This is a genomic window from Tenacibaculum discolor (assembly GCF_003664185.1).
Lineage (GTDB): Bacteria > Bacteroidota > Bacteroidia > Flavobacteriales > Flavobacteriaceae > Polaribacter > Polaribacter discolor.
Genome location: NZ_RCCS01000004.1, coordinates 12,744 through 35,383, shown reverse-complemented (window position 1 = coordinate 35,383; position 22,640 = coordinate 12,744). Strand labels below are relative to the sequence as shown.

Here is a 22,640-nt window from a genome sequence, read left to right as displayed (position 1 = left end):
ATTCATGATTTTTGAAACGAAAAGATTACTTATTCGAAAGCTTCAAGTTGTTGATATAGAACCTTTTTATGAGTTAGAAAGTAACCCTAAAGTATTGCAATATGCAACTGGAGAACCTAAAAATTTAGAAGAAAGTAAAGAGGATTTAAAACAGCTGATAGCACGATACACTAATAAAAAAAATGATTTTTGGATATATGCCATAGAACGTAAATCAGACAATGAATTTGTAGGTACGGTTGCTTTGGTAAAAGATGAAGAGGGAAATGATGAAATAGGATATCGGTTTATAGAACGATACTGGGGTAATGGCTTTGCAACAGAGCTTTGTGAAGGATTAATACAGTACTGTAAATCGGTAGGGATGAAAAAACTTATTGGGTGTGTGGTGGATGAAAATATAGCTTCCACTAAAATATTAGAACGATTTAACTTTGTTGCGATAGAGAAATTTATAAGTGACGATATTGGCTTACCAGAAACAAAATATGAACTAATTTTATGATAGTAGATAATTTAAAACCTCCGTATTACGCAGTAATTTTTAGCACAACTCTTTCAGATGATACAGAAGGATATTATGAAATGGCTGAAAAAATGGACAATTTAGCTAAAGAACAAGAAGGGTACTTAGGAATAGAATCAGCGAGAAGTGATGTGGGGATTACGGTTTCTTATTGGGAAAGTTTGGATGCTATCTTAAAATGGAAAAATAACATAGAGCATACTGAAGCTAGAAATATAGGAAGAGAGAGATGGTATAAAAAATATCAACTTCGAATAAGCAAAGTAGAAAGAGAGTATGGATTTGATAAAGGTTAATAGATAAGGTAGTAAATTTATGTACGCAGCACTAAATAAATTTTTAAGTAAGTTTTTTAAGAAAAGTACCATATTTAAGTATGGGTTTAACTTATCTCCAATGTACAAAAGGTCTACAGGAAAAATAATATATGTATCTGATGACTTATTGAATGTGAAAGTGAAAATTCCTGTTAGTTATAAAAACAAGAATTATGTAGGATCTATATTTGGTGGAAGTTTATTTTCAGCAACTGATCCAATTTATATGATTCAATTAATTAATATTTTAGGAAATGATTATGTTGTTTGGGATAAAAGTTCATCTATTAAGTTTATAAAACCTGTTTATGAAGATGGTTTTATAGATTTTATTTTTTCTACTGATGAAATTGAAGAAATAAAGAAGAGAATAGAAGTAGAAAAAAAAATAGATTTAATTAAAGAGCTAGAAATAGTAAGTAAAGATAAATCTACTGTTTTTACAAAAATTGATAAAACCATATACATTGCAGATAAAACGTACTATAAAAATAGACGAAAGAATACATAATTTTTTATTAGTTCTTATAGCTTTATTAGTTATAACTTCTTGTAAAAAAGAAAAAAGTAATTTTACTGATAAACAAGTTTTTCGCTATAACGAGCATTCAAATATTACTTCATTAGATCCTGCTTTTGCAAAAGACCAACGAAATATTTGGGCTGTAAATCAATTGTATAATGGATTGGTAGAGTTGGATGATAGTTTACAAGTACAACCTTCAATAGCTAAGAATTGGACAATTTCTGAAGATGGAAAAACCTATCAGTTTCATTTAAGGAATGATGTATTATTTCACAAACACGAACTGTTTGGAAAAGACTCTACAAGAAATGTAATAGCCAAAGATTTTGAATATTCTTTTAATCGATTACTTGATAAGAATGTGGCGTCTCCAGGAGGTTGGGTATTACAAAATGTTGCTAATTTCAAAGCAGAGAGTGATTCTGTTTTTACAATCAATTTAAAGCAACCTTTTCCACCTTTTTTAGGGTTGTTAGCAATGAAGTATTGCTCTGTAGTTCCAAAAGAAGCGGTTGATTATTTTGGAAATGAGTTTAGAGCAAACCCGATAGGAACTGGTCCTTTTCATTTTAAACTTTGGGTAGAAAATACCAAGTTGGTATTGAGAAAAAATCCACTATTTTTTGAAGAAGATGAAAAAGGAAATCAACTTCCGTATTTAGAAGCAGTAGCTATTACTTTTTTACCAGATAAGCAAAGTGAGTTTTTACAGTTTATTCAAGGAAATATCGATTTTATGAAAAGTTTAGATGCTTCGTATAAAGATGATATTCTAACCACAGACGGAACCTTAAAAGAGAAATATGTTTCTAAAATCAATATGAAAACAGGGGCGTATTTAAACACAGAATATTTAGGGATTTATTTAGATGGAGAAGAAGAGTACCCAACGAAATCGAAATTGATACGACAAGCTATAAATTGGGGGTTTGATAGGGAGAAGATGATTAAATTTTTGAGAAACGGAATCGGTAGCCCTGCCACAAGTGGGTTCATCCCGAAAGGATTGCCTTCATTCAATAATCAACAAGGATATTCATACAAACCTGAAGAAGCAAAGAAGTTGGTAGCACAATACAAAGAAGAGACAGGAGATGAGAATCCGCAAATAGCAATTACAACGAACAGCAACTATTTAGATTTGTGTGAGTTTATTCAACGTGAATTACAAAAAATAGGAATAGTGACTAAAGTAGATGTGATACCGCCTTCAACATTACGCCAAGGAAAAGCAAATGGTAAGTTGCCTATTTTTAGAGCAAGTTGGATAGCTGATTATCCTGATGCAGAAAATTATGTGTCGTTATTTTATAGCAAAAACTTTACACCAAACGGCCCTAATTATACACACTTTAAAAATGATTTTTTTGATAGGTTGTATGAACAATCCATTAAAGAAGTAAATGTAAAAAAGCGTTATAGGCTATACCAAAAAATGGATAGTATTATTATTGCTGAGGCTCCAATTGTACCATTATATTATGATGAGGTAATCCGCTTTACACAAAAGAATGTTTCAGGTTTAGGAATTAACCCTATTGATTTATTGAATTTAAAAAGAGTACAGAAAAACTAAGCGTTACTTTTTGTTTCGTTCCAGTAATAGCTATCAGGGTAGATACGTTCTCCAAAAATAGCTGTTCCAACTCGTACAATAGTAGCACCTTCTTCAATAGCGATTTCTAAATCACCACTCATTCCCATGGAGAGTTCTTCCATAGCTACATTAGGAATTTGTAGTGCCTTGATTTTTTCTTGAAGCTGTTTTAAAAGGCGAAAACATTTTCGAACTTCATCGGATTCTGAGCTTAGTAAACCAATGGTCATTAATCCCTTTATATGAATGTTTTTAAACTTAGATATTTCTTTTACAAGCTCAATAGTTTCCTCTGGATTGGCTCCGAATTTACTTTCTTCAAAAGAGGTGTTTACTTGTATGTATACATCAATTTCTTTTTCTTCAAAAATCAACCGTTGATGTAATTTTTCAGCAACTGATAAACGATCGATAGATTCAATACAACTAGCCCATTTTATAACTTCTTTAATCTTGTTACTTTGTAAATGACCTATAAAATGTACTTCAGGTTGTAAGTGCTTTATTGCATTACATTTTTGCTTTAATTCTTGTACTTTATTTTCACCCACAAGAGTTTCACCTTGTTCTAAAGCAAAATTTATTTTATCAGTATTTACTGTTTTTGTAGCTAGTAACAATCGAACATCTTTTGGGTTTCTGTTAGCTTTCTTACAAGCAAATTGTATTCTTTGATGAATAATGCTAAGGTTGTTTTGAATATTATCCATTTATGAATTGATTGTTCAGTTCTTCTTTTTCAATAATTTTATTTTTTACAGCTCTAAAAGTAATGTCTTTTGCTTCTGCATACGATATATCGTACACACGATTTACTTTTCTAAACTCTTCTGGGAATTGTTGTAATAACGTTTCGTAATAGCTGTCTAAGTCTGATTCACTAGGTGCTTCGAATTTAAGTTTTAACTGAAAACGTCTTAAAAGTGCGGTATCTATAACACTAGAGTGATTGGTAGCAGCAATTAATAAAACATCGTTAGGTAATTGATCTATTAATTGAATTACAGTATTAACCAATCGTTTCATCTCGCTAGAGTCTTTGCTGTCGTAATCTCGAGCTTTACCGATGTAATCAAATTCATCTAAAAATAAGACAGCGCTTTCTCTTGTAGCTTTTTTAAAAACTTCGGAAATATTTTTAGCTGTTTCTCCTAGTTTTGAAGAAACAATGCTACCCAAATTAAGTATGATAATTTTTTTATCAAGCTTTTTGGCAATAGCTCTAGCGGTGGTAGTTTTACCACAACCAGTATGTCCGAATAATAAGATTTTATTATCAACGGGGAGTTTGTATTGATTCAAAACAGCTACGTGTTTAAATTCTTTTAGTAGTTGCTGTAGCGTATTTTTGTTTTCATTACTAAGATGAACTTCATCTAGTTCTATGGTTATTTCTTTCGTCTGAAGAATCAAGTTATGTATAGCCATTTTGTTATTTTTTGTCAAAAATAAAAGGTTGTAGGTAATAAAATAAACCTTTTAACATACAGTTAAGAGGTTAGGGGAGTACTTTAAAATATTAACTCTTAAATTCATGTTCAGGACAATCAATTCTCAACTCTTTAGAAGCCAATTTAGATTGTAAAAGTTTACAAAAATGTTCGTTGTCTTCATTTTGGTAATAAGAGCAAGTAAAGCACATTCTTTGAATAGTTATAACTCCTGCTTTATTTAGTTGGTATATTACTTTTAAAAGCCCTGCTAGTATATCTTTCTTCTGGTCTTCAGGTAATGAACTTAAAGGTTGCTCTATATTAAGTGTAAAATTAGCTGATTTCTCTGCTATTTGTTTTCCTTGATTGGTTAAACCAATAATATAACTTCTAGTATCGCTAGGGTTATGAAACTTTTGAATTAATTCTTTTTTTAATAAAACTCTAATACTATCACTAATGGTAGCTTTAGTCATATTGAACTCTTCAGCTAAATAACTCACTTTGCATTTTTCTTTAGAGTGAAATAGTAAAAAAATTAGAATTTGAATTTGGATAGGGCTTAAAGAGTTCTCCTTACTTTCGCTCCAAAGAAGTACTCTGAAAGCCTCAGAAATTCGCTCTAAAGCCACAACTATTTTACTTTCAATTTTAGTGTTTTGCTGATTTAAGTCAAAAGGAGATTTCATTAATTACAGTTTTCCATTTCGTATATAAAATACCCTTTTTTATGTATAGAGTCTTCCCATTCGGGTTTGAGTATTTCAATATGGCAAAATACACATTCTTTTGAAGATATTTCTAGGTTTTCTAGACCTTTAGTTCTTAAATATTCTTTACCATAATTAAAAATTATGGTAGTGTCTTTATTGTTAGAAGGTGCAATAATATCAAAATGCATTATTTTACCATCTTTCTTAGTTACATAAGTATCCCAAACAGCTACTTCCATTTTATATAATTTAAAATATTAAAAGCTCTACAAAATTAGGACTCCTAACTTTGTAGAGCAAAAAAATTATCCTTTCACTTCTTCCATTGAAGCTCCAAAATTAATATGAAGTACATTGCCAGTAGGAGTTACCAAAGCAGGGACAGATTTTACACCAGCATTTTCTGCTTCTAAAATTCGATTTTTGTCTTCACCGAAGTGAACTACTTCAACATTGTCTAAACCAATTAGATTTATAATGTCTTGTTCTGCACTAACACAAACAGGGCAACCTGCGTGATAAAAAATAGATTTACTCATAATTATATAGATTTTAAATTTCATTACAAATATAGTTAGGTTTCCTAACTAATAAAAATTATCAAGAATAAATTTTAAAATGAAGTACTAACAAAAGAGTTTTGTTTCTTTTATAAGGTTGTATGGTAAAGAATAAAATCGCTAATAGTTAATTAAGAAATAAAAATGTTATGTAATTTTAGCGGTTCTAATTGTTTAGAGAAAAGATTTAATAATTGAGATGAGAATAGGTTACTTAAAAAAAGGAACAAGGTTGTTATTTGTAAAACAAGTTATAATCACAGTCCTTTTGTTTTTTACTTTTAAAGCAATGTCACAGTCGGAAGGTGTGCAAGGGTTTAAAGCTTTTGGAGTAAACCCTACAATACCTAACGATTCTCTTTTTTTTAAAATTAATACTGCAGAAAATTTTAAAGCTAAATATGACGCCACATTTGATCTTATAGAATTTCATAGAGAAAAAGGAAACTTAGATTCTATAATATACTATGGGAATAAACTGTATACAGAAACAACTAAGAATAAATTAATAGACAAAGAAAGTCATTTATCAAAGGTTTCAAGTATAGTTGCTGAAGGAAAGTTAGAAAAAGGACTTTTTGACGAGGCTTTGAAGTGGTTTTTTAAAGGAATAGAACATTCAAATAGTGAGTTGAATGATGAGTTGTTTATCAAAAATAGAATAGGACTAGGAATAGTAAAATATGTTAGAGGAAATGAAGAAGAAGGAAAAGCAATTTTAGAAGAATGTATTGAAAATGCTCCAAACGAAAAGCTAAAGCACGATGCTATTTTTGAGCTAGGTTTTATTTATTACACAAGAAAAGAGTTTGAAAAAGCAAAGGAAAACTATGAGAAAGCAAGATTATTTTATGTAGCAGAAGGCTTTGTAAAAGAAGCATTGAAAACTGACTTATGGCTTGGTAGAATATTACAAAAAGAAGGTAAAATAGATGAGGCATTAGATCTTTGTTATAATGTTTTTAATGAATCGTTATCCAGAGGCTTCTATACCTTATATGCTAAAGCAGGGAATGTAGTAGGTAATTTTTATTTAAAAGAGAAAGACTATGAAAATGCCAAAACTATATTATCTACAGTATATATAAACTCTATTCAGTGGAGAAATTTAGAAATAGAAAGAAGAGCTATTTTAGGTCTTCAAAATGCTTATGCTGAAACAGGAGATTATAAAAACGCACATGCTTTAATGACACAATTAAACCGTGTTAACAATGAAATTTTAGTAAGTCAAAATAAACAGCAAGTCAATGAGCTGGAAGTACAGTATAAAACACTAGAGCAAAAACAAGAAATAGAGCGACAAAAAACAATGAAAGCGTATATTTTAATAGTCTTTCTTATTGTATTAATACCTGTACTTGCTCTATTATATGTTTACTATCAAAAGCTTCAAACACAAAGTAAACTTAATAAGACTTTAGAAGAAGTAAACCAACAAAAAATAACTACGTTACTTAAAGATCAAGAGTTAAAGTTGGTAAAAGCTTCACTGGAAGGGCAGAATAATGAAAGAAAGCGTATTGCTAGAGAGTTACATGACAGTATTGGAGGGAACTTAGCAACCATAAAATTGCAACTATCTAATAAGAGTAAATTAGAACAAGAAAGTCTTATTAAACAAGTAGATGAAACGTATAATCAGGTAAGAGAATTGTCTCATAATTTAATGCCTAAAAAGTTTAAAGATTCCGCTTTTACAACAATTATAACAGAGTATATAAACAATGTTAAAGAGCTATCTAAAGAACGAATAACGCTACAAATTCATCCGGCAGATGAGGTGGATCAAATAGATGAGAACTTGAAAGTAGAACTTTATAAAATAATTCAAGAATTATTGACTAATGCATTAAAGCATGCCAAGGCAACACAAATAGATATTCAACTTTCCGTATTTAATAATATAATACAATTACTTTTTGAAGATGATGGTGTTGGGTTTGATCAAGAAAAAGTAAGGTACGGACTTGGGTTTCAAAATTTAAAAGATAGATTAAAAACAATTAAGGGAAATATTTTAATTAACTCTTTTCCAACTAGAGGAACAGTGATAGATATTGATGTACCTTTAAATTAATATATGATGACTTATAATATTATTTTAGTTGATGACCATAAAATGTTTTTAGACGGATTGTTAAACATTTTTAATAATGAAGATGTTTACAATATCTTATTAACGGCAAACAATGGTGAAAATGTAATAAAGTACATAAAAACAAATCCGGATCAACATATAGATATTGTTATTAGTGATATTTCTATGCCAGATATAGATGGTATTACATTGAACGATTATATAAAAAATGAACGTTCAGACATCAAAACATTAATTGTTAGTATGCATACAGATACAGGGATGATAGATGCATTGATTAAGAATAATGTTGATGGATACCTGTCTAAAAATGCAACACAATCTGAATTGCTACAAGCTGTGCAAACTATTCTTAATGGTGAAAAATACTTTTCACAATCTGTACGGGAAGCATACATGGAAAATGTTTTTAATAAAAGAAAAGAAACGTCTGTAATGTTAACGGCAAGAGAAAAAGACGTACTTAAATTAATTGCTGAAGAATATACTACACAAGAAATAGCAGATAAACTCTTTTTAAGTAAGCATACTATTGAAAGTTACAGGAAGAATTTAATATCAAAACTCAACGTAAAAAACCTAGCAGGATTAACAAAATACGCAATAAAACTAGGGCTTGTAGAGTAATAATTTAGCATACCCCCTGAAAACAGGGTAATAACTTTCACTAGTTTCAGTCTATTTAAACAATAGATACTCTCGCATCTTTGTACCGTAATTAATAAGTAATAAAGTTATGGTCATTTTTGGATGGCGAGAAGCCAAAATAAACATACAACCAGTAAATAATCATAGTTGCAATTATTGCAATACACCAGAACGATTGTTTATACAAGTAAATAGACTGTATGCACATATATTTTGGATTCCTGTTTTTCCATTATTCAAAAAAACATACAGTATTTGCGGACATTGTAAATTAGAAATGAGCAAAAGTCAAATGCCACCAGATTTACAGCGAAAAGCAAAAGAATATAAGCAAACCAGTAAAACTCCTTGGTGGATGTTTTCAGGGCTTATCATCGCAACTTTTTTAATGCTGTTTATGTTTTCTTCAGCACTTTTAATTCATAAATAATAAAATCAATATAAACCATTTAAATTTTAATTAAACATGATTTACGGAATCTCATTAGTATTTTTAAGTATTGTGGCAGTGCCATCTTTAATCTTATCAAAAAAACCAAATGCTAAAGAATTATTAGAAAAAATAGAGCCTTACCAAGGATGGATTGGTCTTATCTTCTGTATTTGGGGAATTTGGGGAATTATTTCAGCTATTTTAAACATAGGTTGGTTAACTACGACACCAATATGGTGGGGAACTTTCTTAGCAGGTAGTATTGTTGAAGCTGGGTTAGGTTTTATGTTAGGATACGGAATGATAAACAAATTATTGTTATCAAAAAATCCTGAAGCTAGAGAAAAAGCAGAAATATTGAGAGGGAAGATTGCACCGAAACAAGGAAAGTTAGGATTATTAGGAATAGCTGTAGGAGTGTGGATGATTGTTGCTTCATTCATCTTTATATAAGCTAACTAAAATAAAGAAAGAGAAAAAATATAACATTGTAAACTAAGGCTTAAATAAGGTAGGGGTGTGGGGTTTCTATCAAAAAATCAAAAAAGCCTTGTTTGCAATGTTTTTACATAAACGTCAAGAATTTATTTTATAACCTGATAAAAGATATTTGAAATGAAAAGGGTAAATAATATTTTAGGGGTAATTGTAGTATTTATAATGTTTGCAAGTTGTCAGAAAGAAACTCCGCAAAAAGTTGTTGAAAAAACAGTACTAAAAGCCAATCTATTGATGGCTAATTATGGTATAGGGTATTTTGAGCAACTTAAAGAATTACAAAAAAATGAATATCTAAAGTACTATGATAATGATGGAGAAGAATATGCAGCAACATATTCTCAATATCTTCATAAAGTCACCATACCAGACCTTGAAAGAAGTTTAAGAGATATTCAGAATTTAGAGGTAAATGAAGATTCAAAAGAGTTAATAAATGCTTCAATTGAATTATTTGAGTTTTGTATAGACTTTTATAAAAAGGACTATGCAGAAATGGCATATATGTATGATGAGGGAAAATCTCAACAAGAAATTAATCAGTTAATCAAAGAGTTTAAAGCTAAGAGCCTAGAAGAGTTTAAAGAAAAAAACTTAGAACTAGACGAGGCAGCAAAGAAATATGCTGAGAAAAAAGGAGTAAACTTGAAGTTTGCTTAAACAATTTTTAAATCAAGTTTAGGATCAGTATCAATTATATATTGAGACTTAATGGTTAGAGGCTCTTTTTTATTGTCGGAAACATCCTTAATGTATTTAGGAATAGTTAAGCCACTTTCATTTATAATAAGTTTCTCATTTTTATAAATTGTAATTTCTGTCATCACCACAATTTCACTAGCTGTAGAAAGTTCTTCTTCTTTTAAAACTGTATACTTTTCAGTAAAACCTAATTTGTTAGAAGTCTTTTCAAATAACCAATCATTCGAGTTCATGCCTTTTTTACTAACCTCAAATACTTTGTGATGTTCGCGATAGTATTTTTGTTGAATGTAGGGTTTAATATTTTCAGAAGAGCTTGTACCAATAGCTAACGTAATTTTCTCAGGAATAAAAACAGTATCTGAATTAGATTGTTTCATTAAGTTATAAAAAACAGAAACTTGTTGCTCACTATCCAATGCACGTTGCATAGTTTCACTCACAATAATATCAGGAGAAAAGTTTTTAGGGAATTGATATTTTGTAGCGTCTTGATTTATAAAGTTGATATTGTTAGTTTCAAAACCTAGCTTTTTAATTGTACTTTTCAAAACTTCAAAACTTAGAGGATTTACCTCTAAAAGGGTGTATGTTATATTCAAATCAGCATACCTTAATATAAAAGGAAGCATAAGCGAAGCAAAAGGGCCAGTACCAGCATAAAGAATATGTAGTGAGTCTTTTTGATAGATTTTCTCTTGAATAGCAACCTCAATTCCTCTAATAAACTTATAGGTTCTTACCAAATCATCAAGACAATTTGCAGCCCATAAAGTGCCTATCGCTACACCATTTTCAAGTTGAACATTATTTCGATGTTCTACATTATTTATATCTTCATTTGAAATTCTAAAGAGTAATTGTTTATACTCTTTTAAAGCAGAAGAATAATCAGACGTTTCCTCAAAGAATTGAGAGGTAATATGTAGTAACTCTTTTTTAAAATTTATCATAAGCTATTATAAGAGTAGTTTATTTTGATGTAAGTTTTAATAACTTCTGTTCCATTTCCATAATAAGTTTTTCTGAAGCAGGCTCATTGTTACGCTTTAGTTCGTTTAAGATAAGACGTATTGTTTCTGGTGAGTCAATTTCTTCTTGTATAGGTTGAAAGCTATCTTTTGGAGCAAGTGAAAAGAACAAAGAATCTGACCACTCGTTCCTTTCTGCATCAATAACTAAGTGTACACGATCTTTATTTCCTTTGTTGGCAACAGAATGTACGTAATTTACATTCGTATACCAACATTCACCAGGTAACATATTCAGTTGTTTATCATTTAAAATAAATTCAACCTTGTTATTTGTAATAATCGGAATATGTAAGCGAAAGTTGCCATCTTCATAACCCAGTTTGTAATCACGATGAGGTTTTATTTCTGCACCAACATTCAAACGAAGCAAGCGAGCAGATAAAATAGGGCATTGAAAAGAGTTAATGACCTCTCTAAAATAATTACAATTATTCATTATGGGAGTTTCCTGGATAGTACCATTATCATTTTGAAAAGCAAAAATGTTAGAAGTGTCACCATTATTAGTATATAAAGGAATAGCTTTCCACTCACCTTCATATCCAGATTTGTTAAAATGAGGAATCCAATGTTGATTTACAACTAGAGAATAATCATGCAATAGTTTATCTGCATCAAACAGAAAAGGAAGTTTTAAAGATGTAGTAGTTTTAATTTCTTTCACTAGAATGTAAAATTTAGAGATGCAATAGTTTTACAGCAAGTTAAAGTAAAAAAAGCAGACAAAATATTTTTTGAGAATAAGTGCTAACTTTTTAAGTATAAATGAAAGAATATTAAAAATAAAAAAAGCAACCTTTTTGGGGCTGCTCTTTATTTTTAAGAAACTAAATCTTTAATTCGTTTCGTAATTGTTTTTTTAATGTCTTTAGGATAACTTCTATCCCCGTGAAAAACATCAGCCATAGCTTCGCTAAACTGTTGACCGTATTTTTTTAACACAATATTTCGAATACTTTTTTGTTCGTAAAACCACTTAGAAAGCCATAAACCAGTTTTTATTTCAGGAAGTAGGTTTTCAGATATTTTTTCTAGGTATAATTTTGCAGCTAATTCAGGCTCTTTTTTACTCTCAATTATAGCTTCAGCAGCCAATTTACCACTGTAAATAGCATTAGAAATTCCTTCTGCAGTAATAGGATCAGCAAAGCCAGCAGCATCACCAATTAAAAACACATTGTTTTTAACAAATCCGTCTGTACGAGGAGAAACAGGAATCTGAAATCCATGTTGAGATTCGTTAACAATATTTGTAATATTTAAAGTTTTCAAATATTGTTGATAGTGTTCTTTTAAGTTAATTTTAGTTCTTCTAGCGGAAGCAACTCCAATAGATAAATGCTTCTTCTTTGGAAAATTCCATGCATAACCATAAGGAATTGCATCAATATCAAAACGAACTTCTTTAGATAAACGTTCAAAGTCTTCATCAGAAACCTCTACTTCATATTCTAAAGCAGGAATTAATTTACGAGTATCTTCTTTCCATCCAGCCATTTTTGCGGTTGGACTTAAAGCTCCGTCTGCAGCAATAACAAAATTAGCAGTAAAATTCCCCTGAGAAGTTTCTAGAGTAATAATATCATCAGAAAAAGATAATCCTTTTAATTTATGATTTTCTAATAACGTAGCTCCAAATTCTTTTGCTTTTTGAGTAATTAGATTGTCAAAAGAATCACGCATAATCATAGAAATAGTTGGTTTTTCTCTATGCGTTTTAAAATGAAGTTTTTCTCCAAGATAAATATCAACAGTATGGAACTCTTTTTCAACTACCTCCTTAATATCAAAAGGTAGATTTTTACGTCCTCTAAAAACAAAACCACCTCCGCATGTTTTATAGCGAGGTAAAGTTTCTTTTTCAATAATAACAGTTGAAATACCTTTTTGTGCTAAATAAAAAGCTGTTGAAGCTCCTGATGGTCCGCTGCCAATAACAGCAACATCGTAATGTTGTTTCATAGGTTAGTTTTTAAATCGGTTAAAAATACACTTTTATACCGAATTAAAAACAAAATTACCAATGCAAACGAGCCATAACAGGGTAGTGGTCTGAAAGTTTTATGTTTCCGTAAGTTTTAAATTGGTTAATGGTAGCTTCTTTATCTGTTAAAACAAAGTCGATACGCATAGGGTAGATGTATCGGAAAGATTTACCTAAACCAATTCCACATTCAATAAAAGCATCTTTTTTATCAGTAGCCAATTGTTTATACGCCCAAGAATAAGCTGTGTTATTAAAGTCGCCACAAACAATTTTTTTGCCTTTCCAAGAATACTCATGTTGTTGGATTAATTCAACCTGACTTACTTGTTTAACAAAACCATTTTCTAAACGTTTAAATAAACGCTCTGAACTTTTTTCTCCAAAATTTTCTTTTTTCGGATTTAGTTTTAATGATTCCAAATGTACATTGTATACACGAATAGTGTCATTTTCAACAAGAATATCAGCAAAAATAGTGTTGTTAGCACTTTGTTTAAAATCAAGAGAACCGGAATTTATGATTGGGTGCTTAGAGTAAATAGCTAGCCCAAATTTATTCGTTTTCGTTTTTGTTTTTATGTATTTGTATGGAAGTTTTATATCTAACATTTTTGAATTATAAAACTCCTGTATAGCAATAACATCTGGATTTTCATTGTTGATGAATTCGTAAATTTTCTGTTCGGTAGTTACATCATCTTCATGCTTGTAATGATTAAATAAATGAACATTATAACTCATTATTTTTAAATCATCATTTAAGATTACTTCTTTGTTAGAAAATTTAACCAGTGGAGTAGAAATAAACCATCCTAAAGCTAAAACAAGTAGTGGTAAAAAAGCATTTTTATGCATTTTAATAAGCCAATACACAAAGAAACCAATGTTAACGATAACTAAAAATGGAACAAACAACCCAAAAACAGAGAGAAAGGGAATTGTTTGCGGAGATACGTACGGAAGTACATATGATAGCAATAAAACAGCTGCAAAAACTGAATTGATAAAGAATAAAAACTTATTAGCTATCGAAAACTTTTTCATCTAATTTTTTCCTTGTTTAAATAAAAACTCTTTTTCACTTTTACTTAACGTGTCGTACCCAGATTTACTAATTTTATCTAAAATAGCATCTACTTCTTCTTGGTTTCTTGTTTTATCAACGTTTGGTTTAGGTGTTTTATTACCAGATTTATAAACTGTTTTGAGTTTTCTTTCTCTTTTAGAAAAAAGTTTGTTTATCGATTTAAAAATATCCAGTTCCTTGTTACTAGCACTACGAACGTAGAAAAAACCTAATAATGCACCTCCAAGGTGTGCTAAATGTCCGCCAGCATTACCAGCAGGAATTTGAATAATATCAATAGCAATCCAAATACAAGCCAATACCCACAGTTTTACAAAGCCTATTAGCGGAAACTTTAATTCGTAATTAGGTATATAGGTAGCAATACCAATAAAGATGGCAGAGATACCTGCCGAAGCACCTAATAAAACACTATTATGTGCTACATCTTGTAAGGCAGGGAAAAAATTATAGCTAGCTATGAAAATAATACCTCCAAAGAGAGTTCCTAATAAATAAAAACTAAGTAACTGCTTAGGAGTAAAATATTGTTGAAATAAATGCCCAATATAAAATAAAGCAATCAGATTGAATAGAATGTGTAAAAAACTAGTGTGTAAAAAACCATAGGTAATAATAGTCCATGGTTTAACAATAAAATCATCAAAGTTGGCAGGTAACGCAAGCCATTCTACTAAAAAGTTAGTTTTAGATTGAAAAAGAAATCCAAAAGTATTGGTAACAAAAACAAGTAAGAAAACAGCTAAGTTTACGTAAATTAATTGCTCAACAATTCCTGCATGTTTAAATCTATATTTTAAGTTATCGAGTATATTCATGTTTTATGACTTCTTGAATAAAGACAAGTTAAGTTACTAAATTAACGAAATTTAAATTGATTTTTTTTCCAATACCATGCAATAATAAAACCTATTATAGCACCACCAATATGAGCGAAATGTGCAATGTTACCAATAGAATAGCTTGTCATACCAAAGAATAAATCACTTAAAATAATCAAAGGAATAAAGTATTTGGCAGCAATAGGAACAGGGAAGAAAATCAACGCTAATTTTGCATCAGGATAAGTTAATCCAAACGCAACTAAAATTCCATAAATAGCACCTGAGGCACCAACGGCAGGAGTGTGGTATAAACTATAAAATTCACTCATAGTTTTATTTGATAAAGTAATTAAACTATCGTTATACTGTCCTGAACTTAAAATATTTTGAATTTCAGCAGGAGAAACTCCCATGCCAACTAGTTGTTCATAAATTCCATTAAATTGATAATAATTTGCAAAAGTGTAAATTAAACCCGCACCAATCCCCGCAGAAAAATAAAAGAATAAAAATTTATTTCGTCCCCACATTTGCTCAAGCGGAGTACCGAAAGCCCACAAACCATACATATTAAAAAGTAAATGAGCAGGACCACCATGCATAAACATGTGTGTAATGTATTGCCAAACCCCAAAATGTTCATTTTTAGGATAATGCAAAGCAAATAGATTGGTTAAAATATCAGTAGAATCTAAATTTAATAGCTGAGGAGCAAAAAATAGAATCACGTTAATGATTATTAAATGCTTTATGGCTTGCGTTAATCTAGGCATATTACTTTTTATTTATTAAAAATGGCATCTATTTCATTTAAAGCTAATGTTTTAAACGTAGGCTTACCAAATGGTGAAATATTAGGTTCTTTACAAGAAAACAAGTTGTTTACTAAATTTTCTTGCTCTTTTGGGCTTAATGAAGTTCCTGTTTTTATAGCTAGTGATTTAGCAAATGATTTAGCCATCACATCAAAGTGACTAAAGCTAGTGTCAGGTACTTCAAGTTTAATATCATCTAATAACTGCTCTAAAATAAGTGTGATTTGACTTTCACTTATTGAGGTTGGAATTCCTGCAATTACTACACTTTCTTTGGTGAACTCATCAAACATAAAGCCAGCACTCTCTAAATCAGACTTTATGCTATATATCATTTCTATATCAGACGAAGAAAAAGAAATATTTACAGGAAACAGCAGTTGTTGACTGCTTGCTTCTTTAACAGTAATATTCTCCAAAAATTCTTCATACAATACACGTTGATGTGCTAAAGATTGGTGAATTAATACGACTCCTGATTTTATAGAACTCAACAAGTATTTTTTTTGAATCTGGAAGGTTTTTCCAGTCTCGGTTTCTTGCTCAGGTTCAAAAAGCTGTTCTTGTTGAACAGGCTCAATAGTTTCGGTATTTGTATATAAAGCTTCCCAACTTCCAGTATCTTTTTTAAAGTTGGATTGATAACTGTGTGTTGTACTACTTTTTGGTGAACTACTTGTATTAGAAGGCTCTTTATAACTAGTTTCAGTTTTAAAAGGGTTAAATGTAGGATCTACAGTTATTGGAGGAACTGAAGAGTTACTTTTTTTACTATAATCGTAAGGAGTATCTAAAGTAGAGTCTCTATCAAAATCCAAAACAGGAGCTACATTGTATTGCCCTAAACTATGTTTAACTGTAGCACGTAAAATAGCATATAACGCTTTTTCGTTATCAAACTTAATTTCTGTTTTTGTTGGATGAATGTTAATGTCAATCGTGTTAGCAGGTACTTCTAAATATAAAAAATATGAAGGATGTGAACCACTTTCTAATAAACCTTCAAAAGCATTTACTACAGCATGATTTAAGTACGAGCTTTTTATAAAACGATCATTCACAAAAAAGAATTGTTCACCACGTTTTTTCTTAGCAAACTCTGGTTTAGCTACAAACCCATTAACAGTAATAATATCGGTTTGCTCATTAATAGGAACAAGTTTTTCATTCATTTTAGTTCCAAAAATAGCTACAATACGTTTACGTAAATTACTTTTCTTTAAATGATAAACTTCGTTGTTATTATGATGTAATAAAAAAGAAATGTTTGGGTGTGCTAGAGCTACACGTTGAAATTCATCAACAATATGGCGAGTTTCAACAGTGTCGGATTTTAAAAAGTTACGACGAGCAGGAATGTTAAAAAATAAGTTTTTAACAGCAATACTGGTACCCTTAGCAGTTGTAATTACTTCTTGAGAAGTTATTTCACTACCTTCAATTTTTATTTGTGTACCTAACTCATCATCTTCTTGCTTTGTTTTTAGCTCAACATGTGCAATTGCAGCAATAGAGGCTAAAGCTTCACCACGAAATCCTTTGGTGTTTAGGTTGAATAAATCTTGTGCATCTTTAATTTTTGAAGTAGCATGACGTTCAAAACTTAAACGGGCATCGGTAGCACTCATTCCTTTACCGTCGTCAATTACTTGGATTAAAGTTTTTCCAGCATCTTTTAACAATAGGGTAATAGAAGTAGCGCCAGCATCAATAGAGTTTTCAATCAACTCTTTTACTACAGAAGCAGGGCGTTGAACGACTTCTCCAGCAGCAATTTGATTAGCAACATGATCAGGTAGTAACTGTATAATATCTGACATTTAATTATTTTTTTGGGAAAAAGATTGAAAGGTCAAAATCAATAATAAATAAAAATATTAGTGTTAAAACCAAGGCTATAACTACTATAGTTTTATTCAGTTTATAACCAGAATCTTTAAACTCGTCAAAAGCAGCATTAAACTTTCCCTTTAAACTTTTTCTTTTTCCAACAGTAGTTCTATACTCATCAAATTTATGTTTTACTTGATAAGGATTACTGTCCCCTTTATAATAACGAGGTTTGTAATCGAACTTTTTATTTTCTCTTTTGATAAATCCCATAAAATTGTTGCTTCTTTAATAGCTTAAGTGGAACAAAAATCACACCAAATAAGACGAGTTCCAAAGTTACTGAATTATAGAGAGGTGGTCAAAAAAAGTGTATAAATTAAAGTTAAAAAGCGTCTAGATTGTGCAACCTAGACGCTTTTTAATAATGTTTATCTAAAAGAGAATAAATTAAAAACCTAATGAACTTGATGGACGTTCTTGATTTTTAATTGCTGCCATTTTAACAGCTGCTACTGCACATTCAATTCCTTTATTTCCTAATTTACCGCCCGAACGATCAATAGATTGTTGCTTAGTGTTATCAGTCAATACACAGAAGATCACAGGAACATCGTATTTAATGTTTAAGTCTACAATTCCTTGTGTTACACCTTCACATACAAAATCGAAATGTTTGGTTTCACCTTGAATCACATTCCCAATGGCTATGATAGCGTCAAGTTTTTGTGTTTCGATCATTTTTTTGCATCCATATACTAATTCGAAACTACCAGGAACATCCCATGAGACGATGTTTTCTTCAGTAGCTCCACAATCTAGTAAAGTTTCAATAGCACCTTTGTGAAGGTTTTTAGTGATTTCAGGATTCCATTCTGAAACAACAATCCCAAATCGAAAAGGTTTCGCATTTGGGATTGTTGCTTTATCGTAATAAGATAAATTTGTTGTTGCCATTATTGAGCGTATTTTGCACTGTTGATATATTTTTCAATATCTCTTCCTTGATCAGAATCAGCGTATTTTTCTTTAATGGTTGTATAAAATTTTTCAGCTTTACCATACTCTTTTAAGTTCATTGCAACTTGAGCTGCTTTGAATAAAAATAGAGGAGTAGTAAATTGATTGTCTTTTTTGTTAGCTGCTTTTTGATAGTAATCTAAAGCATCTTCAGGCTGGTTAATATCAGCAAAAGCATCACCAATAGCTCCTAAAGCAGTAGGTCCTAATAACTCATCGTCAGAACTAAAATCACTTAAATACTCGATAGCTTCTTCGTATTTTTTCATTTTTAAGTAAGAAATACCTGCATAGTAGTTTGCTAAGTTTCCTGCTTTTGTTCCTCCAAATTGATCAGCAATATCAATAAAACCATATTTACCATCACCGCCCTCTAAGCCTAATGTGTACAATGAGTCAGCAATAGCACCTGCAGATGTACTTGCTTTTTCAAAGAAAGTACGAGGATAAGCTAGTTCGTTAGAAGCTTCTTGTTGTGTTGGCTCAGCAAGAAATTTATTGTAAGCTAAGTACACTAAAATTAAAGCTGCAACAGCTACTAATCCGTAAAATAATGGCTTGCTATTTTTTTCAATCCATTCCTCTGATTTGTTCGCAGTATCATCTAAAGTGTTAAATACTTCAGCTGTAGTACTTTGTGTTTCATCAAATGTTTCTTCTACTTCTTTTGTAACCTTTTCTTTCTTAGGTTTGTAACCTCTTTTCTTGTATGTAGCCATAGTTGCTTAAAAAATTAGTGGCGACAAAAATAGTTTTTTTAATTGGATTTTAAAAGTCGTTTTTTCGTAAATTTTCGATAATTTGCGCTTTCTTTATAGTAACAAGGCTTATTCATGTATTTGCAAAAACTATCTTTGGTTAATTTTAAGAATATTGAATCGCAAACTTTTGATTTTCAAAAGAAAATTAACTGCTTTGTGGGAAATAATGGTATTGGAAAAACCAATGTGTTAGATGCAATTTATTATCTGTCATTTGCTAAAAGTTACTTTAATTCGATAGCTGGACAGAATATTCGTCATGGTCAAGACTTTTTTATGGTAGAAGGAGATTATTTATTAAATAATCGACAAGAAAAAATTATTTGCTCTTTAAAAAGAGGTCAAAAAAAAGTATTGAAACGTAACGGGAAAGCCTATGAAAAGTTTTCTGAACATATAGGACAGTTGCCGTTGGTGATTATTTCTCCTGCGGATAGGGATTTAATTGTTGAAGGAAGCGAAACTCGTCGTAAATTTATTGACGGAGTAATTTCTCAACAAGACAAGAAATACTTACAAACTTTAATTTCGTATACTAAAACTGTGAGTCAGCGAAATGCATTGTTGAAGTATTTTGCTGCAAATAGAACATTTGATGCGTTAAATTTAAAAGTATACGATGAGCAACTAATTGAGTATGGAACGGTTATTTATAACAAAAGAAAAACTTTTTTAGAAGAGTTTGTGCCTATTTTTAATGATAAGCATAAAATTATTTCTGGAGCAAATGAAGAAGTAAATTTGCGTTATAAAAGTCAGCTACACGATGTGTCTTTAGAAGTTTTGTTGCAACAAAATTTAGAGAAAGATAAGATGCTACAGTATACATCTGTTGGAATTCATAAAGATGATTTAAATTTTGAAATAGAGGAACATCCTATTAAAAAATTTGGTTCACAAGGACAGCAAAAATCGTATTTAATAGCATTAAAGTTAGCACAGTTTGAGTTTATTAAAAAGCAATCAAACGTTACTCCAATTTTATTATTGGATGATATTTTTGATAAGTTAGATGAAAATCGAGTTGCTCAAATCGTTGATTTAGTAAATAGTGATGAATTTGGACAAATTTTTATTACTGATACGCATGCTGATAGAACAGAAGAGGTGATAAAAAAGAGTAACCAAGAATATCAGATTTTTAAGTTATAATGTTGTTACTGTTTAAGTAAGAAAAAAAATAAAACTAATGGCTAAAAGAGAAAATGATAGTTTTTCATTAAAAGACTTGATGGGAAGTTTTATCCAAGAGAACAATAAACTAAAAAAGGGGTTTCAAAAAATTCATATTGACGAAGCTTGGGAAAAACTGATGGGTGCGGGAGTAGCTTCTTATACAAGTGAGGTAAAATTACAAAACGGAACCTTAATTGTTCGTTTATCTTCTTCTGTATTGAGAGAAGAATTAAGCTATGGAAAAGATAAGATTATACGTATGATTAATGAGGAAATAGGAGAGGAACTCGTTAAAAAGTTGATGTTAGTTTAGGTTTTAAAATGGTTAATAACTTCGTTAACGTTTTGTGTATGATTTTATTATGTGTTTCAGTAGCTAATTTTAGTAAATACAAATCGAATAGAAAATCCGTGAGAATTTTCGTAATTAGGTGAATACTAGCAATGAATTATACACGGTGTTACTAAACGTATTTTTTGATATTGCTAGCTTCGAAATCACTCCTCTTGGTTAAGGTATTTTAACCCTTGATACAGAGCTATTAATGGTACAGAGCGATGGTTTTCATTTTCAAAATATTCTATTTCGATATTTAGCGGTTTATCTGATTTCTTTTTTATTAAAGTATAAATAGAGTCGTGTCTTTGTTTATTTCTTTTGTAATTAGCCTCTCCTTGATTGGCAGTAGCGATATAAAGTTTTTTGTCTAATGATATTGAAGAAATAGCATCAACCTTATTTTTCATCATCTCCTCATTCCACCAAATACTTGGGTCTATAGAAATGTAAGCATTGAATACACTATTTTTATCCATGTAGGAATTTAGTGTAAGTAGTCCTCCTAAAGAGTGTCCAATGAGAGTTCTAAAAGGTTTTGTCTTGTATTTTTTATCAATATAAGGTAATAGTTCTTTCTCAATGAAATTCAAAAAGATCCTCCCACCTCCCATATTATTAGGTCGTTTGGTCTTAATTTTTGTAACAGTAAAATCCCGTTCACGGTCAACATTCTCTATGGCTATAATAATACTTTCAGGCATTAAATTGTTTTGATTCCTATTAGAACTCATAAAATGTAATATTCCAGATGCTATTTTAAAATGAGTATTTCCATCCAATAATATTATAACTGGATATCTTTTATCAACTTCAGATGATTCATTGTATGAATCAGGAAGGCTTATTAAACAGGTTCTTTCTTCATCTAAAATATTAGATTTAATAACAAACTTACTTCTCATTATAATATCTGTTTCATTCTGTCCAAATGTCGTTTGTACTCCTGAAAGAATATATAAAATTACAAATGTCAGACTTCTCATAGTTTTCTTTATATGTTTGATAACTTTTTTAAGAATATGAATCCGTTTTAATGATTTATATTCACCGTTAGCGAAGTTATTGTAAATTAAAGTGAGACTCAAGCTAAATTAAAAATAAAAAACTCGCTACAATTAAGCAACGAGTTTTTTATTGTTATTTCTCTATTGAGTTGAAGCTAAACAATAACGATTGATGATTTTTCATTAGGATCATATTTGATATTAATTGTTTCTCCAACTTTAGGTATAGATAGTTTAGATACTTGCGTTGTGGTGCTAATATCAAAGTTTTCACCAGATGCTGACTCAACATGAAGGCTTAACAGAATAATAGGATCGAAATTCACTAATGATCCTGTGTCTTGTACTAGAGAAACTTTAGCTTTAGCAGGTATTCCTTCTGTAATTAATCTTTGTTGTTTACCAACTAAATCAATTTGAGCTTCAGAAGCTTCAAGTATGTCGTTTGTTTCATCAACAAAACTTTTACCTAAGAATAGTTTTGTTAGCCAGCCAACTATACCTCCTGATACTACTTTTTTTGTTTGTTGAATTGCTTCTTTTGGGTCTTGATCTTTTGCCATTTTTTTAATTTTAAGTTGTAGAATTATTTTTCTGCTTTTTTAAGCGGAAGGCAAAACTAGGTAATATAAAAGCTTTTTAAAAGGAAGTTGCTGGATAAAAGAAAGATTAAATGTTAAGTGTTTGTTTTATACTTTCTTAATGGAA

28 protein-coding genes are annotated in these 22,640 nt (G+C 30.3%); 11 read left to right on the top strand and 17 right to left on the bottom strand.

What is annotated here, in order from left to right; all coding sequences use genetic code 11:
• The first annotated feature begins 4 nt into the window (after positions 1 to 4).
• Genes C8N27_RS00540 through C8N27_RS00525 form a run of 4 tightly spaced genes read left to right on the top strand, consistent with a single transcriptional unit; the run spans position 5 to position 2,945 of the window.
• Complete coding sequence (locus C8N27_RS00540) at positions 5 to 505, top strand: GNAT family N-acetyltransferase (protein WP_121145741.1); 501 nt, start codon at positions 5 to 7, stop codon at positions 503 to 505.
• Positions 502 to 822 carry an antibiotic biosynthesis monooxygenase family protein gene (locus C8N27_RS00535; RefSeq protein WP_121145739.1) on the top strand — a complete coding sequence of 107 codons (321 nt, stop codon included), beginning with the start codon at positions 502 to 504 and terminating at the stop codon, positions 820 to 822. The genes C8N27_RS00540 and C8N27_RS00535 overlap by 4 nt, the downstream gene beginning before the upstream one ends.
• 19 nt (positions 823 to 841) lie before the next feature.
• Positions 842 to 1,354 carry a DUF4442 domain-containing protein gene (locus tag C8N27_RS00530; protein ID WP_099215368.1) on the top strand — a complete coding sequence of 171 codons (513 nt, stop codon included), beginning with the start codon at positions 842 to 844 and terminating at the stop codon, positions 1,352 to 1,354.
• The gene (locus C8N27_RS00525) at positions 1,311 to 2,945 is read left to right on the top strand and encodes an ABC transporter substrate-binding protein (protein ID WP_394342530.1); all 1,635 of its coding nucleotides are present in this window, start codon (positions 1,311 to 1,313) and stop codon (positions 2,943 to 2,945) included. Before C8N27_RS00530 ends, C8N27_RS00525 begins: the two co-directional genes overlap by 44 nt.
• On the opposite strand, the gene C8N27_RS00520 is transcribed toward C8N27_RS00525, so the two are convergent.
• The 5 genes from C8N27_RS00520 to C8N27_RS00500 all read right to left on the bottom strand — a co-directional run bounded on the left by C8N27_RS00520 (position 2,942) and on the right by C8N27_RS00500 (position 5,651).
• Positions 2,942 to 3,676, bottom strand: a complete 735-nt coding sequence (locus C8N27_RS00520) for a YggS family pyridoxal phosphate-dependent enzyme (RefSeq protein WP_121145737.1) — start codon at positions 3,674 to 3,676, stop codon at positions 2,942 to 2,944. The two genes, C8N27_RS00525 and C8N27_RS00520, sit on opposite strands and share 4 nt — an antisense overlap.
• Positions 3,669 to 4,394, bottom strand: a complete 726-nt coding sequence (locus C8N27_RS00515) for an AAA family ATPase (protein WP_121145735.1) — start codon at positions 4,392 to 4,394, stop codon at positions 3,669 to 3,671. The genes C8N27_RS00520 and C8N27_RS00515 overlap by 8 nt, the downstream gene beginning before the upstream one ends.
• A 91-nt stretch (positions 4,395 to 4,485) precedes the next feature.
• Positions 4,486 to 5,088 carry a MarR family winged helix-turn-helix transcriptional regulator gene (locus C8N27_RS00510; protein ID WP_121145733.1) on the bottom strand — a complete coding sequence of 201 codons (603 nt, stop codon included), beginning with the start codon at positions 5,086 to 5,088 and terminating at the stop codon, positions 4,486 to 4,488.
• Positions 5,088 to 5,351, bottom strand: a complete 264-nt coding sequence (locus C8N27_RS00505; RefSeq protein ID WP_121145731.1) for a DUF2024 family protein — start codon at positions 5,349 to 5,351, stop codon at positions 5,088 to 5,090. The genes C8N27_RS00510 and C8N27_RS00505 overlap by 1 nt, the downstream gene beginning before the upstream one ends.
• Positions 5,352 to 5,417: 66 nt before the next feature.
• On the bottom strand, positions 5,418 to 5,651 hold the full coding sequence (locus C8N27_RS00500) for a thioredoxin domain-containing protein (RefSeq protein WP_099215373.1): 234 nt from the start codon (positions 5,649 to 5,651) through the stop codon (positions 5,418 to 5,420).
• 310 nt (positions 5,652 to 5,961) lie between these two features.
• Here C8N27_RS00500 and C8N27_RS00495 point away from each other — a divergent pair, with 310 nt between their 5' ends.
• The 5 genes from C8N27_RS00495 (at position 5,962) to C8N27_RS00475 (ending at position 10,012) form a co-directional block, all read left to right on the top strand.
• Positions 5,962 to 7,752, top strand: a complete 1,791-nt coding sequence (locus tag C8N27_RS00495) for an ATP-binding protein (RefSeq protein WP_167444704.1) — start codon at positions 5,962 to 5,964, stop codon at positions 7,750 to 7,752.
• Positions 7,753 to 7,755: 3 nt separating this feature from the next.
• Complete coding sequence (locus C8N27_RS00490; protein ID WP_121145727.1) at positions 7,756 to 8,400, top strand: response regulator; 645 nt, start codon at positions 7,756 to 7,758, stop codon at positions 8,398 to 8,400.
• A 109-nt stretch (positions 8,401 to 8,509) separates the two neighbouring features.
• Positions 8,510 to 8,851, top strand: a complete 342-nt coding sequence (locus C8N27_RS00485) for a zinc ribbon domain-containing protein (protein ID WP_099215376.1) — start codon at positions 8,510 to 8,512, stop codon at positions 8,849 to 8,851.
• 36 nt (positions 8,852 to 8,887) lie between these two features.
• Entirely contained in the window at positions 8,888 to 9,307 is a 420-nt protein-coding gene (locus C8N27_RS00480; RefSeq protein ID WP_099215377.1) for a hypothetical protein, read from the top strand.
• 162 nt (positions 9,308 to 9,469) lie between these two features.
• On the top strand, positions 9,470 to 10,012 hold the full coding sequence (locus C8N27_RS00475; RefSeq protein WP_121145725.1) for a hypothetical protein: 543 nt from the start codon (positions 9,470 to 9,472) through the stop codon (positions 10,010 to 10,012).
• On the opposite strand, the gene C8N27_RS00470 is transcribed toward C8N27_RS00475, so the two are convergent.
• The 10 genes from C8N27_RS00470 to C8N27_RS00425 form a co-directional block, all read right to left on the bottom strand.
• Positions 10,009 to 11,007 (bottom strand): SAM-dependent methyltransferase, encoded by a 999-nt coding sequence (locus C8N27_RS00470; protein ID WP_121145723.1) that lies wholly within the window; start codon positions 11,005 to 11,007, stop codon positions 10,009 to 10,011. The two genes, C8N27_RS00475 and C8N27_RS00470, sit on opposite strands and share 4 nt — an antisense overlap.
• Positions 11,008 to 11,026: 19 nt before the next feature.
• Positions 11,027 to 11,752, bottom strand: coding sequence for an aspartyl/asparaginyl beta-hydroxylase domain-containing protein (locus tag C8N27_RS00465; RefSeq protein ID WP_099215380.1), 726 nt, complete (start codon positions 11,750 to 11,752; stop codon positions 11,027 to 11,029).
• Between the two features lie 155 nt (positions 11,753 to 11,907).
• Positions 11,908 to 13,050, bottom strand: coding sequence for a geranylgeranyl reductase family protein (locus tag C8N27_RS00460; RefSeq protein ID WP_099215381.1), 1,143 nt, complete (start codon positions 13,048 to 13,050; stop codon positions 11,908 to 11,910).
• A gap of 55 nt (positions 13,051 to 13,105) precedes the next feature.
• Entirely contained in the window at positions 13,106 to 14,119 is a 1,014-nt protein-coding gene (locus tag C8N27_RS00455; protein WP_121145721.1) for an endonuclease/exonuclease/phosphatase family protein, read from the bottom strand.
• The gene (locus C8N27_RS00450) at positions 14,120 to 14,980 is read right to left on the bottom strand and encodes a rhomboid family intramembrane serine protease (RefSeq protein ID WP_099215383.1); all 861 of its coding nucleotides are present in this window, start codon (positions 14,978 to 14,980) and stop codon (positions 14,120 to 14,122) included.
• Positions 14,981 to 15,021: 41 nt separating this feature from the next.
• Entirely contained in the window at positions 15,022 to 15,759 is a 738-nt protein-coding gene (locus tag C8N27_RS00445; protein ID WP_099215384.1) for a rhomboid family intramembrane serine protease, read from the bottom strand.
• Positions 15,760 to 15,767: 8 nt separating this feature from the next.
• Positions 15,768 to 17,621, bottom strand: coding sequence for a DNA mismatch repair endonuclease MutL (gene mutL / locus C8N27_RS00440; RefSeq protein WP_121145719.1), 1,854 nt, complete (start codon positions 17,619 to 17,621; stop codon positions 15,768 to 15,770).
• A gap of 4 nt (positions 17,622 to 17,625) precedes the next feature.
• Positions 17,626 to 17,904, bottom strand: coding sequence for a riboflavin synthase subunit beta (locus C8N27_RS00435; RefSeq protein ID WP_121145717.1), 279 nt, complete (start codon positions 17,902 to 17,904; stop codon positions 17,626 to 17,628).
• 177 nt (positions 17,905 to 18,081) lie between these two features.
• Complete coding sequence (gene ribH, locus C8N27_RS00430) at positions 18,082 to 18,588, bottom strand: 6,7-dimethyl-8-ribityllumazine synthase (protein ID WP_121145715.1); 507 nt, start codon at positions 18,586 to 18,588, stop codon at positions 18,082 to 18,084.
• Positions 18,588 to 19,370 (bottom strand): tetratricopeptide repeat protein, encoded by a 783-nt coding sequence (locus C8N27_RS00425; RefSeq protein WP_121145713.1) that lies wholly within the window; start codon positions 19,368 to 19,370, stop codon positions 18,588 to 18,590. Before C8N27_RS00425 ends, ribH begins: the two co-directional genes overlap by 1 nt.
• A 114-nt stretch (positions 19,371 to 19,484) precedes the next feature.
• Here C8N27_RS00425 and recF point away from each other — a divergent pair, with 114 nt between their 5' ends.
• Entirely contained in the window at positions 19,485 to 20,564 is a 1,080-nt protein-coding gene (gene recF, locus C8N27_RS00420; RefSeq protein WP_121145711.1) for a DNA replication/repair protein RecF, read from the top strand.
• Positions 20,565 to 20,601: 37 nt separating this feature from the next.
• Positions 20,602 to 20,901: a DciA family protein gene (locus C8N27_RS00415; protein ID WP_099215390.1), complete on the top strand. Its 300-nt coding sequence runs from the start codon at positions 20,602 to 20,604 to the stop codon at positions 20,899 to 20,901.
• Positions 20,902 to 21,086: 185 nt separating this feature from the next.
• Here the strand turns inward: C8N27_RS00415 and C8N27_RS00410 are convergent, their stop codons facing one another.
• A complete protein-coding gene (locus C8N27_RS00410; RefSeq protein WP_121146290.1) occupies positions 21,087 to 21,911 on the bottom strand; it encodes an alpha/beta hydrolase in 825 nt (274 codons plus the stop codon).
• A 176-nt stretch (positions 21,912 to 22,087) separates the two neighbouring features.
• Complete coding sequence (locus C8N27_RS00405) at positions 22,088 to 22,495, bottom strand: hypothetical protein (protein ID WP_099215391.1); 408 nt, start codon at positions 22,493 to 22,495, stop codon at positions 22,088 to 22,090.
• Positions 22,496 to 22,640: the final 145 nt, after the last annotated feature.

Excerpts from the sequence above, each read along its gene's own strand:
- C8N27_RS00520 (WP_121145737.1), bottom strand. The coding sequence starts at position 3,676 with ATGGATAATATTCAAAACAACCTTAGCATTATTCATCAAAGAATACAA.
- C8N27_RS00480 (WP_099215377.1), top strand. The coding sequence starts at position 8,888 with ATGATTTACGGAATCTCATTAGTATTTTTAAGTATTGTGGCAGTGCCA.
- C8N27_RS00455 (WP_121145721.1), bottom strand. The coding sequence starts at position 14,119 with ATGAAAAAGTTTTCGATAGCTAATAAGTTTTTATTCTTTATCAATTCA.
- C8N27_RS00470 (WP_121145723.1), bottom strand. The coding sequence starts at position 11,007 with ATGATAAATTTTAAAAAAGAGTTACTACATATTACCTCTCAATTCTTT.
- C8N27_RS00535 (WP_121145739.1), top strand. The coding sequence starts at position 502 with ATGATAGTAGATAATTTAAAACCTCCGTATTACGCAGTAATTTTTAGC.
- mutL (WP_121145719.1), bottom strand. The coding sequence starts at position 17,621 with ATGTCAGATATTATACAGTTACTACCTGATCATGTTGCTAATCAAATT.
- C8N27_RS00415 (WP_099215390.1), top strand. The coding sequence starts at position 20,602 with ATGGCTAAAAGAGAAAATGATAGTTTTTCATTAAAAGACTTGATGGGA.
- C8N27_RS00450 (WP_099215383.1), bottom strand. The coding sequence starts at position 14,980 with ATGAATATACTCGATAACTTAAAATATAGATTTAAACATGCAGGAATT.
- C8N27_RS00500 (WP_099215373.1), bottom strand. The coding sequence starts at position 5,651 with ATGAGTAAATCTATTTTTTATCACGCAGGTTGCCCTGTTTGTGTTAGT.
- C8N27_RS00475 (WP_121145725.1), top strand. The coding sequence starts at position 9,470 with ATGAAAAGGGTAAATAATATTTTAGGGGTAATTGTAGTATTTATAATG.
- C8N27_RS00505 (WP_121145731.1), bottom strand. The coding sequence starts at position 5,351 with ATGGAAGTAGCTGTTTGGGATACTTATGTAACTAAGAAAGATGGTAAA.
- C8N27_RS00540 (WP_121145741.1), top strand. The coding sequence starts at position 5 with ATGATTTTTGAAACGAAAAGATTACTTATTCGAAAGCTTCAAGTTGTT.
- C8N27_RS00510 (WP_121145733.1), bottom strand. The coding sequence starts at position 5,088 with ATGAAATCTCCTTTTGACTTAAATCAGCAAAACACTAAAATTGAAAGT.
- C8N27_RS00460 (WP_099215381.1), bottom strand. The coding sequence starts at position 13,050 with ATGAAACAACATTACGATGTTGCTGTTATTGGCAGCGGACCATCAGGA.
- C8N27_RS00530 (WP_099215368.1), top strand. The coding sequence starts at position 842 with ATGTACGCAGCACTAAATAAATTTTTAAGTAAGTTTTTTAAGAAAAGT.
- C8N27_RS00485 (WP_099215376.1), top strand. The coding sequence starts at position 8,510 with ATGGTCATTTTTGGATGGCGAGAAGCCAAAATAAACATACAACCAGTA.
- C8N27_RS00435 (WP_121145717.1), bottom strand. The coding sequence starts at position 17,904 with ATGGGATTTATCAAAAGAGAAAATAAAAAGTTCGATTACAAACCTCGT.
- recF (WP_121145711.1), top strand. The coding sequence starts at position 19,485 with ATGTATTTGCAAAAACTATCTTTGGTTAATTTTAAGAATATTGAATCG.
- C8N27_RS00490 (WP_121145727.1), top strand. The coding sequence starts at position 7,756 with ATGATGACTTATAATATTATTTTAGTTGATGACCATAAAATGTTTTTA.
- C8N27_RS00495 (WP_167444704.1), top strand. The coding sequence starts at position 5,962 with ATGTCACAGTCGGAAGGTGTGCAAGGGTTTAAAGCTTTTGGAGTAAAC.
- ribH (WP_121145715.1), bottom strand. The coding sequence starts at position 18,588 with ATGGCAACAACAAATTTATCTTATTACGATAAAGCAACAATCCCAAAT.
- C8N27_RS00410 (WP_121146290.1), bottom strand. The coding sequence starts at position 21,911 with ATGAGAAGTCTGACATTTGTAATTTTATATATTCTTTCAGGAGTACAA.
- C8N27_RS00425 (WP_121145713.1), bottom strand. The coding sequence starts at position 19,370 with ATGGCTACATACAAGAAAAGAGGTTACAAACCTAAGAAAGAAAAGGTT.
- C8N27_RS00515 (WP_121145735.1), bottom strand. The coding sequence starts at position 4,394 with ATGGCTATACATAACTTGATTCTTCAGACGAAAGAAATAACCATAGAA.
- C8N27_RS00405 (WP_099215391.1), bottom strand. The coding sequence starts at position 22,495 with ATGGCAAAAGATCAAGACCCAAAAGAAGCAATTCAACAAACAAAAAAA.
- C8N27_RS00445 (WP_099215384.1), bottom strand. The coding sequence starts at position 15,759 with ATGCCTAGATTAACGCAAGCCATAAAGCATTTAATAATCATTAACGTG.